The organism is Saccharothrix sp. (genome assembly GCF_031180885.1).
In the GTDB taxonomy this organism is placed as follows: Bacteria; Actinomycetota; Actinomycetes; order Mycobacteriales; family Pseudonocardiaceae; genus Actinosynnema.
On record NZ_JAPSLK010000003.1, the window covers coordinates 111,996 to 128,434 of the forward strand.

Here is a 16,439-nt window from a genome sequence, read left to right on the forward strand (position 1 = left end):
CAGGGTCTCCCTCATGCAGGATCCGGCGGGACCCGTTGCGGCGGCGGCCCGGCCGGAGAGCGGAGTTCGGTTCACGTTCGCGCGGACGTGATCGGCAACGTTAGAGCAGGTGGGGCGGGTCGACAATCGGCCGACCGTGGCTGGGGCGTGCGGGTTCCCGAACGTGTGCGGGTTGATCATTCCACGTTATTCCATCGATTGATCACTATTCATGATGACTTCAGTGTTGAATGAAATAAACAATCCCCCCACCCTCGGGGGCCGTAGATCCGTGCGGCCCCGTCAAAAACCGCCCCGAGGGCGAGGCGGCGCAGGGGGCAGGGCTGAGTGCGGGCGGCTTGGGGTGGGCGCGTGGCTTGGGGCGGGCTTGCGGGTGGGCGTGGGTGGGGTGCCGGGCCGGAGCGCGCTTTGCTCTCTGTGGGCGTTCCGCCCGCCCACCCCACCCGAGCCGACCCTGCACAAGCCAGGCGCGCGGGGCGCGCCTGGCCCGAGCGCTGCGCGCCAAGCGTGCTTCGCGCGCGAGCCCGTGTGCTGCGCGCCAAGCCCGAGTGCTGCGCACCGGCAAGTCGCAGGGCCGGCACGGCGACGCGCGAATATCTGTTGTGCCAACTTGCACAAGATCGCTACGGTTCCGGCGTGGCAGACGGCAGGGGACGGGGTAGGCCCCGCAAGGACCCGGACCGGTTGGCGCGCTGGACACCGCCCGAGGGGTGGTCCCGGCTCGTCGCCTGGATCTCGCCGGAGGAGAAGCGGGCGCTCAAGCACGCCGCCGCCGACGCGGACGTGCCGGTCGCCGATCTGGTGCGGCGCCTGGCGGACGGGTTGTCCAGCGGGGTCGTCAGCCACGAGTTGTTGTTGACCGGACGAGCGAGAGGGGGACCAGTCGTGGAGAAGATCCCGACGCTGTTCGAGCGCGACGACCGGTTCCGGGTGACCGACCGGCCGAAGGCCGAGTGCGCGTGGGTGTTCGCGGGGGAGGGTGTCGGCACCGAGAAGCTCGACGGCACCAACGTGCGGCTGACCGTGCGGTCCGGTCACCTGGTGCGCGTGGAGAAGCGGCGCAACCCGGGACGGGAGCAGAAGGCGCTGGGCATCGTGGACGGTTGGTACGTCGACACGTCCGCCGATTCGGCCGAGGACAAGTGGATCCTGGCGGCGGCGGAGGGCACCGACGTGTCGCAGTGGCCGGACGGCGAGCACTCGTGCGAGGCGCTGGGTCCGCGCATCCAGGGCAACCCGCTGGGTCTGGACACCCACCTCTGCGTGCCGTTCAACACCAACGCGCCGGTGTACGAGGACGTGCCGCGCGGGTACGCGGAGCTGCGCGAGTTCCTGTCCACTTTGGAGAGCCGGTACGCGCCGGGGAACCTGGCGGAGGGCATCGTGTTCCACCACCCGGACGGGCGGCGCGCGAAGATCAAGCGCAAGGACTTCCCGAAGCTCGCCGCCTGAGACCGGGCGGTCTGAGCGGGAGGTTTGTGTTGGGGTGGCCGGTTCTTCGGAGCCGGCCACCCCTTTCCGGTCGGTCGGGAGGTCCGTTCGGTCGGTCAGAAGGCGACGCGTTCCCGGGCGTCGGCGAGGTCTTCGTCGGTGGGGGAGTCGTCCTGGGTGAGGGCGAGGCGCCAGTAGCCGGTGAAGTCGATCGCCCGCTTGTCGAACCCGCGTTCGTCGACCAGGTGGCGGCGCAGCGCGCGGACCGCGCCCGCTTCCCCTCCCAGCCACGCGTACCCGGTGCCCGGCGGGAAGTCCGCGGCGCGCACGGCGTCGAGCAGGTCGGTTCCGCGGCCGGGTGCGGTGTCGCCGCGGTGGACCCAGTGGACGTCGCCGATCGGTTGTTCCTCGGTGGCGTCGCGGGCTTCGGCGTAGGTCAGTGCCTTGGTCCCTGCGGGCAGGGCGGCCAGGAGGGTGGCGATGGCGGGGGTGGCGGCTTCGTCGCCGGCGAAGAGGTACCAGTCGGCCTTGCCCAGGGGGCGGTGGTAGACCTTGGACGGGCCGTAGCGGCCGAGGGTGTCGCCGCTCTTGGCGTTCCTCGCCCAGTCCGTCGCCGGGCCGGCGTGGTCGTGGAGGACGAAGTCGATGTCGATCTCCGCGGACTCGGGGTGGTGGGCGCGGACGGTGTAGCTGCGCAGCCACGGGCGTTCGGCTTCGGGGATCGCCTGGTAGGCCTGGTACCAGCCCATGCCGTACTTGTCGCCGCGGTCGGCGGGCAGGTCGGGCACGGGGTGGCCGGGGCGCGGGAACAGCAGTTTGAGCTGCTGGTCGGGCCAGGTGGGGAAGTCGTCGAGGCCGTCGCCGGTGAACCGCACGCGGGTGACGCGCGGGGTCACCGGTTCGACGGCGGTGACGTGCAGGAGTGGCATCGGTGGGTCCCCGGTGGGTCAGCGGCCGACGTAGGCGCGCAGGTGCTGGGCGGTGAGGGTGGAGCCGTCGGCGACGAGGTCGGCGGGGGTGCCGGTGAACACGATCCGGCCGCCGTCGTGGCCGGCACCGGGGCCGAGGTCGATGATCCAGTCGGCGTGGGCCATGACGGCCTGGTGGTGCTCGATGACGATGACGGTGCCGCCGTCGTCGACGAGCCGGTCGAGCAGGCCGAGGAGCTGGTCGACGTCGGCGAGGTGCAGGCCGGTGGTGGGTTCGTCGAGGATGTAGGTGGAGGCCTTCTCGGCCATGTGGATGGCGAGCTTGAGGCGTTGGCGTTCGCCGCCGGACAGGGTGGTGAGGGGCTGGCCGAGGGAGACGTAGCCGAGGCCGACGTCGACCAGTCGGCCCAGGATGGCGGCGGCGGCCTTCTCGGTGAAGAAGTCGCGGGCTTCGGTGACGGACATGGCGAGGACTTCGCTGATGTCCTTGCCGCGCAGCTTGTGCTCCAGCACGGCGGGGGTGAACCGCTTGCCCTCGCACTCCTCGCAGACCGACGCGACGCCGGCCATCATGGCGAGGTCGGTGTAGACGAGTCCGATGCCCTTGCACTTGGGGCAGGCGCCTTCGGAGTTGGCGCTGAACAGGGCGGGTTTGACGCCGTTGGCCTTGGCGAAGGCGGTGCGGATCGGGTCGAGCAGCCCCGTGTAGGTGGCGGGGTTACTGCGGCGGCTGCCGCGGATGGGGGACTGGTCGACGGTGACGACGTCGTCGCGGCTGCCCAGGGAGCCGTGGATCAGGCTGGACTTGCCGGAGCCCGCGACGCCGGTGACGACGGTGAGGACGCCGAGGGGGATGTCGACGCTGACGTCCTTGAGGTTGTGCAGGTTCGCGCCGGTGATGGCGATGTGGCCGCGCGGGGTGCGCGGGTCGGGCCGGAGTTGGGCGCGGTGGTCGAGGTGGCGGCCGGTGAGGGTGCCGGCGGCGCGCAGGCCTTCGACGGTGCCGGTGTAGGTGATCTCGCCGCCGTGGACGCCCGCGCCGGGGCCGAGGTCGACGACGTGGTCCGCGATCTCGATGGTCTCGGGTTTGTGCTCGACGACCAGGACGGTGTTGCCCTTGTCCTTGAGGCGCAGGAGGAGGTCGTTCATGCGCTGGATGTCGTGGGGGTGCAGGCCGACGGTGGGTTCGTCGAAGACGTAGGTGATGTCGGTGAGGGCGGAGCCGAGGTGGCGGACCATCTTGACGCGCTGCGCCTCGCCACCGGAGAGGGTGGCGGACTGGCGGTCGAGGCTGAGGTAGCCCAGGCCGATCTCGACCAGGGAGTCGAGGGTTTCCTTGAGGGTGGCGACCATGGGGCGGACGGACTCGTCGTCGATCTTGGCGACCCAGTCGGCGAGGTCGCTGATCTGCATGGCGGCGCACTCGGCGATGTTGACATCGTTGATCTTGGAGGAGAGGGCGGCGGCGTTGAGGCGGGCGCCCCGGCACTCCGGGCAGTCCTTGAAGGTGACGGCGCGGTCGACGAAGGCCCGGATGTGCGGCTGCATGGACTCGCGGTCCTTGGCCAGGAAGGAGCGCTGGACGCGGAGGACGAGGCCTTCGTAGGTGACGTTGGTCTTGCCGAGCTTGACCTTGGTGTTCTCCTTGTGGAGGAGGTCGTGCCACTGCTGGTCGGTGTACTGCTCCAGCGGCAGGTCGGGGTCGAAGAAGCCGGACTGGGCGTAGGTCTGGGTGAGCCAGCCGTCGGCGGTGAAGCCGGGGACGGTGATGGCGCCCTCGTTGAGGGACTTGGTGCGGTCGACGAGCCGGTCGACGTCGATGGTGGAGACGCGGCCGAGTCCTTCGCACTCCGGGCACATGCCCTCGGGGAGGTTGAAGCTGAACGCGCCCGAGGTGCCGACGTGGGGTTCGCCGAGGCGGCTGAACAGGATGCGGAGCATGGTGTGGGCGTCGGTGGCGGTGCCGACGGTGGAGCGGGAGTTGGCGCCCATGCGCTCCTGGTCGACGACGATGGCGGCGCTGAGGTTGCGCAGGGCGTCGACGTCGGGGCGGCCGACGGGGGCCATGAAGGACTGGATGAACGCGGTGTAGGTCTCGTTGATCAGGCGCTGCGACTCGGCGGCGATGGTGCCGAAGACGAGCGAGGACTTGCCGGAGCCGGAGACGCCGGTGAAGACGGTGAGTCGGCGTTTGGGGATGTCGACGCTGACGTCCTTGAGGTTGTTCTCCCTGGCGCCTCGGACCTCGATGACGTCGTGGCTGTCGGCGGCGGTTCCCATGCCTTGCTTCCCCCTGGTTTCTTTATGCCGTAAAGTGCCGAGCCAGGCTAGTTTATGCCGTAAGGAGATGCAAGCGCCCCGCTCTTCTCCGCTTCCGCTCGCTGTCCGCCGGCCCCGGCACACGCACACCCAGCCCGCCAACCACAGGCCCGCCAACCGCAGGCGGGCCTGTCGACCGCCGGCCGGGACAACGCGGCCCGCCAACGCCCAGTCGGCCTGCTGGCCGCCCGGCCCGTCAACCGCCGGCCTGCCAACCGCTGGTCCGCCCACGCCGGCCCGCACCGCTCCTGCCCAGCTTGTCCGTGCCGCGCCCGCCGTGGCCGAGCGGCCGCCGAGGAGACGCGCCCACCGCTGCCTCCCTCGTCCTGGTGGCCGGCCCAGGTCCGGTGGCCCAGTCTCGGCGGCATGTCCCGGTAGCCCAGTTCCGTCAGTTCCGCCGGCCGAACGTGGCCTGCCCTGCTTGGGGTCGCTCGCGGGTCGATGAGCGCTTCGGGCGTGGCCTTCGGCCCCCGAATCCATTGTCTCATGAGGTACCGACAGAACCTGGCGGCCGGGGCGGCTGGGCAGTGGATTCTTTATGGCGTAAAGTGGCTCACCGATCGGTTTACGGTGCAAGGAGATCCACGTGGTCGTGTACGCCGGGCAGGGGGATGCTCGTCGGTCGATGTCGCTGTTGTGGCGTGCGCCCGAGCACCGGGAGCGGTCGAAGGGCGGGTTGAGTCTCGACGTCATCGTCGACGCGGCCATCGGCGTCGCCGACGAGCACGGGATGGCCGCCCTGTCCATGCGGGCCGTGGGGGAGCGGTTGGGGCGGACGGCGATGGCCCTCTACACCTACGTGCCCAACAAGGCCGAGTTGATCGACCTCATGTACGACAAGGTCCTGGGGGAACTGCCCGGGGAGTATGCGCTCGACCGGGGGTGGCGGGTGGCGTTGTCGGCCTGGGCTCGGGACACGCGGGGGTTCTTCCTGTGGCACCCATGGGTGCTCCAAGTCTCGCAAGCCCGGCCGGTGTTGGGGCCCAATGAGTTCCGGATGCTGGAGACGCTCCTGCGCATCCTGCGCGAGACCGGGCTGGACGTGCAGGTGCTGCGCGGGGTGGTGGGCGCGGTGATGCAGTTCGTGCGGGGGTCGGCGGAGGTGATCGGGGACGCTCGGCGCGCGGCTCGGGACACCGGGGTCAGCGACGAGGAGTGGTGGTACGCCCGCTCGCCCGTGCTGGAGGAGGTCGCGCCGGACTTCGCGACCCGGTTCCCGCTGGCCACGTGGCTGGGTGGCGCGGAGGCGCCGGCGGACGACGAGTGCACCCCCTACCTGGAGCGCGAGGCGGAGTGGAACTTCACCGTGGGCCTCGACGTGCTGCTGGACGGAATCGAGGCGACAGTCGCCCGGTCGGTGGGGTAGGGGTACGCACCGTGGACGTGGTGACGCGGCTGAGGGCCGCCGGGTGCGTGTTCGCCGAGGACGAGGCGCGGTTGCTGACCGAGGCCGCCCCGTCGCCGGCCGAACTCGAGGCGATGGTGGACCGGCGGGTGGCCGGGTTGCCGTTGGAGCAGGTGCTGGGCTTCGCGGAGTTCCGCGGTCTGCGGATCGCGGTGGACCCGGGTGTCTTCGTGCCTCGGCAGCGGACCGCGTACCTGGTCGAACTTGCCGTTCCGCTCGCCGAGCCCGGCGCGGTGGTGGTGGATCTGTGTTGTGGGGCCGGGGCGTTGGGGGCGGCGGTCGCGGACGCGGTGCCCGGGGTGGAGGTGTACGCGGCCGACCTCGACCCGGCGGCGGTGCGGTGCGCGCGGCGGAACCTGCCGGCCGACCGGGTGTTCGAGGGTGACCTGTACGCGGCGCTGCCGGCGGACCTGCGCGGCCGGGTGGACGTGCTGGTGGTCAACGCGCCCTACGTGCCGACCGACGCCATCGCGCTCATGCCGCCGGAGGCCCGTGACCACGAACCATTGGTCGCGTTGGACGGCGGAGCGGACGGGCTGGACGTGCAGCGGCGCGTGGCGGCGGGTGCGCCGGAGTGGCTGGTGCCCGGTGGTGCGCTGCTGCTGGAGACCAGCGACCGCCAGGCGCCGAGCACGCTCGCCGCGTTCGAGCGGGCGGGCTTCACCGCGCGGGTCGAGCGGGACGACGAGGTCGGGGCGACCGTCGTCGTGGGCGTCACTGCCCCACGACCCCGTCGGTGAGTTCGCGGACCACGTCGAGGTGCCCGACGTGCCGGGCGTACTCCTGGAGCAGGTGGAACAGGACCCACGCCAGGGTCGGCGTCGGCAGCGTGGTCACCCGCCACCGCGCCATCCGGTCGTCCAGCCGCGCGGCGGCGACGATCTCGCGGGACCGCGCGCACTGCTCCAGGTAGAACGCGCGGACCTCGTCGGCGGTGTCGCCGTCCACGACGAACTCGGCGCGCTCCACGTCCGGGTCGCCCCACGGCTGTGCGATCTCCTCGCCGGTGAACCCCCACCGCATCCACCGCAGCTCCACGTAGGCCAGGTGCTTGACCAGCCCCAACGGCGACCACCCGGACGGCACGCGGCTGGTGCGCAACTGCTCGTCGGTCAGGCCTTCGAGCTTGCGCAGCACCGTGGCGCGGTAGTAGTCGAGGTACTGGAGCAGCAGTTCGACCGGGTCGGCGAGGTCGGTCGGCGGTTCGATCGGCACGCCGAGCCGACCGGTCACGCGCTCGCCGTCGACGGTCAGGGTCGCCCCGGCGCGGCGAAGAACGGACAGCGCGGCGGCGTTCGCGGTGGTCGTCTCGGCGACGACCGTCGGGATGCGCCGCACCACCGCCTGGTCGACCACCGAGCGCAGCGCCGCCAGCCCGACGCCCCGGCCGCGCGCGGACCGCGCCACCCACAGGCCCGTTTCGCCCGTCGGCGTGAGGCGGATGAACCCCACTGTGTCGCCGCGCTGGACGATCTCGAATGAATCGGCCTGGAAACCGCGGTAGAAGTCCAGCACCCCGGACCTGTCCCCCGGCGTCCAGCCGGGCGGCATGACGTCGGCCGGGTCGGCGTCGGACACGGCGAGCGCGGCCAGCCGGTGCAGGCCGTCCTCGTCCACCGGGCGCAGTTCGATCACTTCGACAGCTCCTTCTCCAGCGGGGTGCGGAAACGGGGCACGACCCGGGTGCCGCCCAGCCACTCCGTGAGGCGCGCGGCTTCGGCGTCGAGCGCGGCGCGGGTCTGCGCGCCGACGTCGGTGAGTGCCTGCCAGACGACCTCGCCGTCCGGGCGCTGCGCCCAGCCGCCGACCACGCGGCCGTCGCACCAGGCGGTGGGGCCGACGTTGCCGGCGGTGTCGAACAGGCGCGGCCGCAGTTCCGGCGCGAGGTACCAGTCGCGGCCCTGCCAGCCCATCGGCGTCGGGTCGAGGGCGGGCAGCAGCGCCACCCACGGCTCGGTCTCCGGGGTGAACAGGTCGTCGGGCAGCGCCCAGCCGGGACCGGTGGACAGCTCGACGCCGACCGCGCCGACGGCCTTCAACGCCGTGCGGACCGCGCCGAAGGTCCAGCCGGTCCACCACTTCAGGTCCGCTTCCGTGCCCGGCCCGAACGAGGCGAGCCAGCGGCGCACCAGTTCGGCGCGGGCCTCGGCGGGGTCCACCGCGGGCCACGGCTGGGCGGGCGCCCACCGGAACTGGCTGCTCAGCCACGTGCCGCGCGGGCGGCTGCGGCGCATCCGGCCGTCGGCGGCGAGCACCCGGACGATGCGGCTGGACACGTTCTGCCGGGTCTCGTACTTCTTGCCCGCCGCCACCACGACCTGTTCCAGCAGGTCCGGGACGTCGCGGCCGAGGTCGACCACGGTGGCCTCGCCGCGCGCGGCCAGGGCGGCGAGCGTGGCCCGCTCGACCTCGGCCAGCCGGTCGGCGTCCCAGCCCACGCCCTCGGCCAGGTACTTGAGCAGCCCGGCGCGTTCCCGGGCGGCGATCTCGCGGGCCGCGGCGGCGTCGACCACCGGGGCCAGGGTCGTGGCGACGGCGAACATCGTGCGCCGCATGCACAGCAGCCGCACGAGGGTCTGCCGCTCGTAGAACGCCTTTTCGACGGCGGCCACGGACGGCGTGGTCAGGCGTGCGCACACCGACAGGAACACCGTGGCCGGGTCGGTGGCGTGCAGACCGACCAGCGCATCGGCGACCTCCTCCACGGTGTCCACTGTGGTCGCCAGCAGGTGGCGTCGGCCCAGGCGGGCGCGGCGGTCGTCGTCGGTGATCACGGGGAGGGCCACCAGCCCATCCTGGGCGATCTACGCTGGCCGCGAAACTGTCGATTCCTTCAGGCAGGGGCGCGATGTCGGCGACGCGGTTGCTGGTGCTGGGCGTGGTGCGCGGGTACGGCGTCGCCCACGGCTACCTCATCGGCAACGACCTGATGTCGTGGGGCGCGGGGGAGTGGGCCAACGTCAAGTGGGGCTCGATCTACCACGCGCTCAAGCAGCTGACCAAGGAAGGCTGCCTGGCCGACGAGGAGGTCCCGCCCGCGCGCACCGACTACCGGATCACCGCGAAGGGGGAGCAGGAGTTCCAGCGGCTGCTGCGCGACGCGTTGCGCCGTCCCGAGACCCGGCCGGACATGCTCGCCGCGGGGCTGGCGCTGCTGCCGTCGCTGTCGCGGGCGGACGCGGTGGCGCTGCTGCACGAGCGGCTGGCCGCGTTGGAGAGCCGGCGGGACGCGGCGCGCAAGCAGGTGGGGGAGTGGACGGACCCGCCGCACGTGCGGGAGCTGTTCGGGCTGTGGGAGCACACCGCGGACAGCGGGGTGGCGTGGACGCGCGGGTTGCTGGAGCGGCTGGAGAGCGGGGCCTACCCGATGGCCGGGGAGAGGAATTCCCCCGGCGACCCCGGCAGTTGGCCTATACTCAAGTTTGAGTAGTGGAGGGGGAGCACTGAACACCGGTTTGGAACGTTGCGCGGCCGTCTTCGAGGCCGCCGATCCGCCACGCACGTCCACCGTGGCCTTCTACGGCGACCACCTGCCCGAGGTCGACACGCCCGGTTCGCTGGTCATCGCGCTGCCCGACGGGTCGAAGCGCGAGGTCCCGGCCGTGCGGCTACCCGTGGCCGAGGCGGTTCCCGTGCTGTCCAAGGCCCGGCGGACCGGTGACGCCCACCCCGCCGCAGCGTTCTGGGGAGCGGCCGTTGTCGTGGCGTTGCAGGTGGTCGCGCGGGGTCGGGTGCGGCCGGCGGTCACCGATGGCGACTTCGACGCGTGGCGGCTGGGGCCGCTCGACCCGGCCGACCTGCGGCGGGTCCGCGACCTCGCCGACGCGATGCCCGCCCACGCCCGCGCCGTGCCGTTGAACGGGCGCGCGCCGCTGGAGCTGCCCGAGGCGGAGCCGCTGGTCCGGGCGTTCCTCGACGCCGTCGCCGACACCATGCCGCGCGGGGCCGCGGCGGTGCGCGCGCTGGGCACGCCCGCGTTCGCCTCGCCCGCGCCGCAGCGCGTGCCACACCTGCGGGCGTGGGCCGACCAGGGCGTTCGGGTGTCGCTGCGGATCGAAGGGCTGGAGGAGTTCCGCGCGGTGGTGCAGGTGCACAGCCTCGCCGACCCGTCGCTGGTGGTCGACGCCGCCGAACTGTGGGCCGGGGCGGACCGGCGCGCCCAGTCCGACGCGATGCTGGCCGTCCGGCGCGCCGCCCGCGCGTTCCCGCCGCTGGAACGCCTGCTCGACCTGCCCGTGCCCGACGAGGTCGTCCTGCTCGACTCCGACGTCGAACAGCTCCTGCGCGACGGCGCGGTGCGGCTGGCCGCCGTCGGCGTGGACGTGCACTGGCCCAAGGACCTGGTGCGCGACCTGTCCGCCCGGGTCGTCCTGGGCTCCGACGACCGGGGCGACCGGCCGACGTTCTTCGGCCCCGACCAGCTCACGTCCGTGAACTGGCAGCTCGCGCTGGGCGACGACCCGCTCACCCCGGAAGAACTCGACCAGCTCGCCGAGGCGCACCGGCCCGTGGTCCGGCTGCGCGACCGGTGGACCCTGGTCGACCCCGACCTCGCGCGCAAGGCCCGCGAACGCGACCTCAAGCCCGTCGCCGCGATCGACGCCCTCGGCGCGGCCCTCACCGGCGTCACCGAGGTCGACGGCGAACAGGTCCCGGTCGCCGCGACCGGGTGGCTCGACGACGTCCGCGCCAAGCTCGCCCTGCTCGACAGCGAACCCGTCGAACCCCCGGCCGCGCTCAACGCCACCCTGCGCGACTACCAGGTCCGCGGCCTGCGCTGGCTGGACCGGATGACCGCGCTCGGGCTGGGCGCGTGCCTGGCCGACGACATGGGCCTGGGCAAGACCGTCACCCTCATCGCCCTGCACCTGCACCGCGACTCCGGTCCCACGCTCGTGGTGTGCCCGGCGTCGCTGCTGGGCAACTGGGAGCGCGAGATCGGCAGGTTCGCGCCCGGCGTGCCGGTCACCCGCTACCACGGCGCCGGGCGGGAGGTCGCGCACGAGGGGTTCGTGCTCACCACCTACGGCACCATGCGGGTCGACGCCGACCGGCTCGCCGAGGTCGAGTGGGGCCTGGTCGTGGCCGACGAGGCGCAGCACGTGAAGAACCCGTCCTCGGACACCGCGAAGGCGCTGCGCCGCATCCCGGCCGCCGCCCGCGTCGCCCTGACCGGCACGCCCGTGGAGAACAGCCTCAGCGAGCTGTGGGCCGTGCTCGACTGGACCACACCCGGCCTGCTCGGCACGCTGCCCGCGTTCAAGGCGCGGTGGGCCAAACCGATCGAGGCCGACCACGACCGGGCCACCGCCGACCGGTTCGCCGCCCTGATCAGGCCGTTCCTGCTGCGCCGGCGCAAGTCCGACCCCGGCATCGCGCCCGAACTGCCGCCCAAGACCGAGACGGACCGGCCCGTCGCACTCACCCGTGAACAGGCCGCCCTGTACGAGGCGGTCGTGCGGGAGTTGATGGCCGAGATCGCCGAGGCAGACGGCATCGCCCGACGCGGCCGGGTGGTCAAGCTGCTCACCGGGCTCAAGCAGGTGTGCAACCACCCTGCCCAGTACCTGAAGGAGTCCTCGCCCCGGTTGGAGGGGCGGTCCGGGAAGCTGGAACTGCTCGACGAGCTGCTGGACACCATCCTCGCCGAGGACGGCGCGGTGCTGGTGTTCACCCAGTACGTCGCCATGGCCCGGTTGATCGGCAAGCACCTCGCCGCGCGCGGTGTCGAGTCGCAGCTGCTGCACGGCGGCACCCCCGTGCCCGCGCGGGAGGAGATGGTGGCGCGGTTCCAGGACGGGTCGGTGCCGGTGTTCCTGCTGTCGTTGAAGGCCGCCGGCACCGGGCTCAACCTGACCCGCGCCGACCACGTCGTGCACTACGACCGGTGGTGGAACCCGGCCGTGGAGGACCAGGCCACCGACCGCGCCTACCGGATCGGGCAGACCAAACCCGTGCAGGTGCACCGGCTGATCGCCGAGGGCACCATCGAGGACCGCATCGCGGCCATGCTGCGCGCCAAGCGCGACCTCGCGTCGTCGGTGCTGGCGCACGGCGAGGCGGCGTTCACCGAACTGTCCGACGCGGAACTGGCCGACCTGGTCGAGCTGAGGAGCGGCGCATGACTTCCCCCGAGCGTGCCAAGGGCTTCCCGCCGTTCGGCAAGGGCGTGCGGCGGGCCCGTTCGTGGTGGGGACGGACCTGGTCGCAGGCCCTGGAGGACACCTCCCTCGACCAGACGCCGCTGCGCCAGGGCCGCAAGTACGCCAACGCGGGCCTGGTCGGCACCATCACCGTCAGCCCCGGCAGGATCACGGCGCCCGTCCACGACACCGACGACACCTTCCAGACCACCGTGAAGCTGGCCGAGTTCACCGAGGCGGAGTGGACGAGGTTCCTGGCCGCGGTAGCGGCCAAGGCCGGTCACCTGGCCGCGCTGCTGGAACGCGAGATGCCCCGCGAACTGGCCGAGGCGGCGGCGGACGCGGGTGTGGAGCTGCTGCCCGGCATCGGCGACCTGGACTTCGAGTGCAGCTGTCCGGACTGGGAACTCCCGTGCCGGCACGGGGCGGCCCTGTGCCACCAGGCGTCGTGGCTGCTGGACACCGACCCGTGGCTGCTGCTGTTGCTGCGCGGCCGGACCCAGGAGGAGGTGGTGGCCGGTGCCCGCCCGACCACCGGCGTCCTGGCCGTAGCCGCCTACTCGGTGCCTCTCGTCCCGCTCCCCGAGAACCCGCCGATCGAGGACTTCGGCGCCCTACCGGAGTTCGAGCCCGTCGAGGGCCTGGACGTCGAGGCTCTGGCTCTTCTGGTCGCCGACGCGGCAGCGAAGGCCCGAGACATCCTGCACACCGGCGAATGGCCGTCGTTGACCGACCGCGAGGACACCGTCCGCCTGGCGGCCACCCAACCCGCGCTCGCCGGTCGGTTGGCCGCCGACCAGCGCGAGGTGGCGGCGTGGCGGCAGGGTGGCGCGATCGGACTGTCCGTTCTGGACGATGCGTGGACCCCGCCCAAGTCGGACCTGAACCGGGCCCGGACGGCGTGGCAGGAGTCGGAACTCCCGGAGGCGAAGGTCTGGCGCAACCGCTGGACGGTCCACAACGGACAACTCCGCTACGGCCCCGACCACCGCTGGTACCCCTACCGCTCCCAAGCCGACGGCTGGTGGCCCACCGGCACCCCCCACCGCGACCCCGCCGCCGCCCTGACCGACCTACCCTGACCACCCCACCGCCGCCCGCCGCGCCGCCCATCCCGCCCGACCTGCCGCCGCCCATCCCGCCCTCGCCGCGCCGCGCCCGGCCTGCTGTGACCCCGGTGCCGCCCACCGCGCCTGCGCTTGCCCCGCCCCGCTGCGCCCGCGCTCGCCCCGCTGCGCCCGACCTATCCCGCCCGCCCGACCTGCCGTGACCCCGGCGCCGCCCGCCCAGCCCCGCCTGCCCTCGCCCGCAGGCCCGCGCCCATCCCGCCCGACCTGCCGCCGCCCGACCCGCCCTGATCCCGGTACCGCCCGCCCGATCTGCCCTGACCGGCCTGCCCGCGCTGACCTGTCCCGACGCACCGCTCCGCCCCGAATTGTCGGTGCCTCGTGGGACAATGGACGCGGGGGCCGGAGGCTGGCGCGCCCAACGACCACCACACCTGTGGTACCACACCTGTGGTGCTAGTTCTGGCCGCTGCCCAGGCACACGAACGGCCGTCGCAGCGGGTCCACCGCGATCGCGTCCGCCAACGCCAGAGCCGGCTGCGCACCCGCCGCCAGCCGCCGGTGGTAGTAGTCCATGGTCGCCGCCGAAGCCTGGTCGCCCACCCGGCTCACCGGCGCCACCACCATCTGCGACCCGCTCGCCAGCAGCGCACTCGCGAAACCCAAAGGCTCGTCACCCGGCCGGACCCGGTTCAACGCAAGCTCGCACGCCGCCAGAACCACCTGCCGCGGCGGGTGCGGGAGGTTGGCCAGTTCGTGCGCGTACAAAGGCCCGTCCGTGAGTTCCAGCCTCGAGAACAGAGCGTTCTCCGGCTCGTGCACACCGTGCGCGGCGAAGTGCGCGATCTCGGCATCGTCCGAAGTGGACAGCACCGCCGCGACCGTCGCCCCCTCACCCGACAACAACGCCGCCGAGCGGTAGTGCGCGCCCAACTTCGCGATCTCGCCCACCGCCGCCGGCAGACCCGGGCCGCGCACGAGCACCGTCCGACCGTCCCGCCGCCACTCGCCGCGCTCGGCCGCCAGCCACGCCGTCGCCGACGGGGCCACCACGATCGGCCGCCCGTGCAACGTCGGCAGCACGCCCCACGGCACCGCGTACAGCGCCCCCGTCGGCACCACCACCAGGTCCCGCTCCCCGACCAGCTCCGCCAACGGCCGCGCCAGTTGGGCGTCGAGGCGCGAAGCCTGCTTGTGCGCGGACGTCGACAGCACGCGCACCAAAGCGTCGGGCAGGTGGTCGGGAGCCAAGGCGTTGAGATCGGCGTTGAGCATCCGCGCGCTCTCCGCCGCCGCGCCCGCCGACCCCAGCCGCACCAGGTGGACGTCACCCGACACCACGACCACGGCGACCAGGTGGTCCTCCGACGACGCGAAGCTCACCAGCGCCCGCTCACCGAGCTGGGACACCACCTCGCGCAGCTTGGCCATCGGCCGCGGACTGCCCCAGCGACCGGAGTGCCAGCCGATCTGGTTGGCCTTGCGCAGCCGCTCCGCCCGCCGCGCCCGCAGCGACGCCGTGGGGTGCCCGTCGTGGTGGGCCTTGTGGATGGACTGGGTCAGGCTGCGCACCTCGGCGATCAGCTCCGCCAGCTCCGGGTTGTCCACCCGGGTCACCGGCTCGTACCGGTAGGTCTGCGCCCGCGTCCGCTCCAGCCACGCGAACAACCGGCGTGCGTTGCCCTCCTCCAGCACCAGCTGCACGGCCAGCTCCGTCAGCTCCCGGCCGTGCAACGCCGTCCCGGTCAGCAGTTCCAGCCCGCCCATCCGGTCCCGCACGTGGTCCAGGTCCGCCAGGCCCGCCCGCACCTCGGCCAGCGCCGCCGTGCGCTCACCCCGTGCCCTGGCCAGTTCCGCACGGCACAGCCGGCGCAGCATCCGGTGGTCGATCGCGGTCAGCCGGCCCGGCCGCGGGACGCCGTCCAGGACGCGCTCGGCGGTGTCGAGGTCCCCGCGCCGGATCTCCAGCCGCACCGCCAGCATCCGCGCCAGCGCCGCCTGCTCGGCCAGCCTCGGCACCGGCAGCGAGTCGGCGAACCCCAGCACCTTGGCGGGCAGCGACCGCGGCACCCGGCCCGACCGCAGCGCCAACTCGGTGTCCACGCGCAGCCCGATCAGGGTCGCGTTCGCCACGCACGTCTCGCAGCCCCACCGCCGCATCCGCTGCCGCGCCGACGACGCCATCTCCCGCGCCAGGTCCAGGTCACCGGTCATGTACGCGGCGACGGCCCGGCTCAGCTCCACGTCCGCCAGCTCACCCGGCGCCACACCCTGGTCGGCGCGTAACGCGGGCAGCACCTGATCGAGTTGGTCACCGGCCTCGTCGGCGAGCCCCGCGACCAGCAACGCCTGCGCCCGGTGCAACCCGAGCAGCGGCGGCACGTCGAGACCGAGGTCGCGGTAGGCGCGCTCGCTCGCCTCGTACCGGCGCAGCGCCGCCGGCACGTCACCGATGCGCAGCTCCAGCCGGCCCAACGCGTGGCTGGCGTCGGCGGCGAGGTTCACCAGGCCGTGCCCGGTGGCCAGCGCGACCGCGCGGGTCAGGTCCTGGCGGGCCTGCGTGATCGAGCCGAGGTTGGTGTGCGCGGTGCCGCGGCTGCGCAGCGTCTTCACGATCGGCTCCACCAGCGCCGGCACGGGCTCGTCCGCCGCCGCCAGCCGCCACTCCTCGTGCGCCAGCGCCTGGTCGAGCACGGCCACGCCCTCTTCCAGCAGGCCCGCGTTGAGCAGCAGGAGCCCCCGGTTGTGCCCGACGCTGCCGGACAGCTCGGCCCGCAGCAGCGGGTCGTCGACGTCCTCGATCAGCAACTGGACCTCGTCCAGGCCCGCCAGTCCCGCGGCCAACCCCGCCGTGTCGGCCATCAACGCCGACAAGGTCGAGGAAAGGCGAATGCGCGTCACGAGCCATTCCACGCGCGTGTCCGGATCGTCCGGATCGACCGATTCCGCCAACGTGCGGGCGCGGCGCAACAACCGCATCGCCTCGCGATGTCGCCCCGAACACGACGCGTCCACACCGTCCCGGTGCAGGGCGCGGGCCTCGCGGATGACCACGGATTCGTCGCGAGAAGCGATCACAGGCACATGTCCATGACATCACAGAACGCAACTGGAAACGCCCGCCGACCGGATCGTCGGTCGACGG

The 16,439-nt window shown here is 72.9% G+C and carries 11 protein-coding genes; 6 read left to right on the forward strand and 5 right to left on the reverse strand.

What is annotated here, in order from left to right:
- The first annotated feature begins 636 nt into the window (after positions 1–636).
- Positions 637–1,452 (forward strand): hypothetical protein, encoded by an 816-nt coding sequence (locus RIN75_RS06795; RefSeq protein WP_309110923.1) that lies wholly within the window; start codon positions 637–639, stop codon positions 1,450–1,452.
- 95 nt (positions 1,453–1,547) lie between these two features.
- Here the strand turns inward: RIN75_RS06795 and RIN75_RS06800 are convergent, their stop codons facing one another.
- Positions 1,548–2,360 (reverse strand): siderophore-interacting protein, encoded by an 813-nt coding sequence (locus RIN75_RS06800; RefSeq protein ID WP_309110924.1) that lies wholly within the window; start codon positions 2,358–2,360, stop codon positions 1,548–1,550.
- Positions 2,361–2,378: 18 nt separating this feature from the next.
- Entirely contained in the window at positions 2,379–4,640 is a 2,262-nt protein-coding gene (locus tag RIN75_RS06805; protein WP_309110925.1) for an excinuclease ABC subunit UvrA, read from the reverse strand.
- Between the two features lie 625 nt (positions 4,641–5,265).
- On the opposite strand from RIN75_RS06805, the gene RIN75_RS06810 reads away from it, so the two are divergent.
- Positions 5,266–6,045 (forward strand): TetR/AcrR family transcriptional regulator, encoded by a 780-nt coding sequence (locus RIN75_RS06810; protein ID WP_309110926.1) that lies wholly within the window; start codon positions 5,266–5,268, stop codon positions 6,043–6,045.
- 11 nt (positions 6,046–6,056) lie between these two features.
- Complete coding sequence (locus RIN75_RS06815; RefSeq protein WP_309110927.1) at positions 6,057–6,824, forward strand: putative protein N(5)-glutamine methyltransferase; 768 nt, start codon at positions 6,057–6,059, stop codon at positions 6,822–6,824.
- Here RIN75_RS06815 and RIN75_RS06820 read toward each other — a convergent pair.
- Both RIN75_RS06820 and RIN75_RS06825 read right to left on the reverse strand, forming a co-directional pair.
- Positions 6,799–7,719, reverse strand: coding sequence for a DinB family protein (locus RIN75_RS06820; protein WP_309110928.1), 921 nt, complete (start codon positions 7,717–7,719; stop codon positions 6,799–6,801). The genes RIN75_RS06815 and RIN75_RS06820 overlap by 26 nt on opposite strands.
- A complete protein-coding gene (locus RIN75_RS06825; protein ID WP_309110929.1) occupies positions 7,716–8,870 on the reverse strand; it encodes a winged helix DNA-binding domain-containing protein in 1,155 nt (384 codons plus the stop codon). The genes RIN75_RS06820 and RIN75_RS06825 overlap by 4 nt, the downstream gene beginning before the upstream one ends.
- A gap of 62 nt (positions 8,871–8,932) precedes the next feature.
- Between RIN75_RS06825 and RIN75_RS06830 the strand changes: the two genes are divergently transcribed.
- From RIN75_RS06830 to RIN75_RS06840, 3 genes are read left to right on the forward strand one after another with little or no spacing between them, the layout of a single operon-like run.
- The gene (locus tag RIN75_RS06830) at positions 8,933–9,514 is read left to right on the forward strand and encodes a PadR family transcriptional regulator (protein WP_309110930.1); all 582 of its coding nucleotides are present in this window, start codon (positions 8,933–8,935) and stop codon (positions 9,512–9,514) included.
- A gap of 25 nt (positions 9,515–9,539) precedes the next feature.
- Positions 9,540–12,209: a DEAD/DEAH box helicase gene (locus RIN75_RS06835; protein WP_309110931.1), complete on the forward strand. Its 2,670-nt coding sequence runs from the start codon at positions 9,540–9,542 to the stop codon at positions 12,207–12,209.
- Positions 12,206–13,309 (forward strand): SWF/SNF family helicase, encoded by a 1,104-nt coding sequence (locus tag RIN75_RS06840; RefSeq protein WP_309110932.1) that lies wholly within the window; start codon positions 12,206–12,208, stop codon positions 13,307–13,309. Before RIN75_RS06835 ends, RIN75_RS06840 begins: the two co-directional genes overlap by 4 nt.
- 441 nt (positions 13,310–13,750) lie before the next feature.
- On the opposite strand, the gene RIN75_RS06845 is transcribed toward RIN75_RS06840, so the two are convergent.
- Entirely contained in the window at positions 13,751–16,372 is a 2,622-nt protein-coding gene (locus tag RIN75_RS06845; RefSeq protein ID WP_309110933.1) for a CHAT domain-containing protein, read from the reverse strand.
- Between the last annotated feature and the right edge of the window lie 67 nt (positions 16,373–16,439).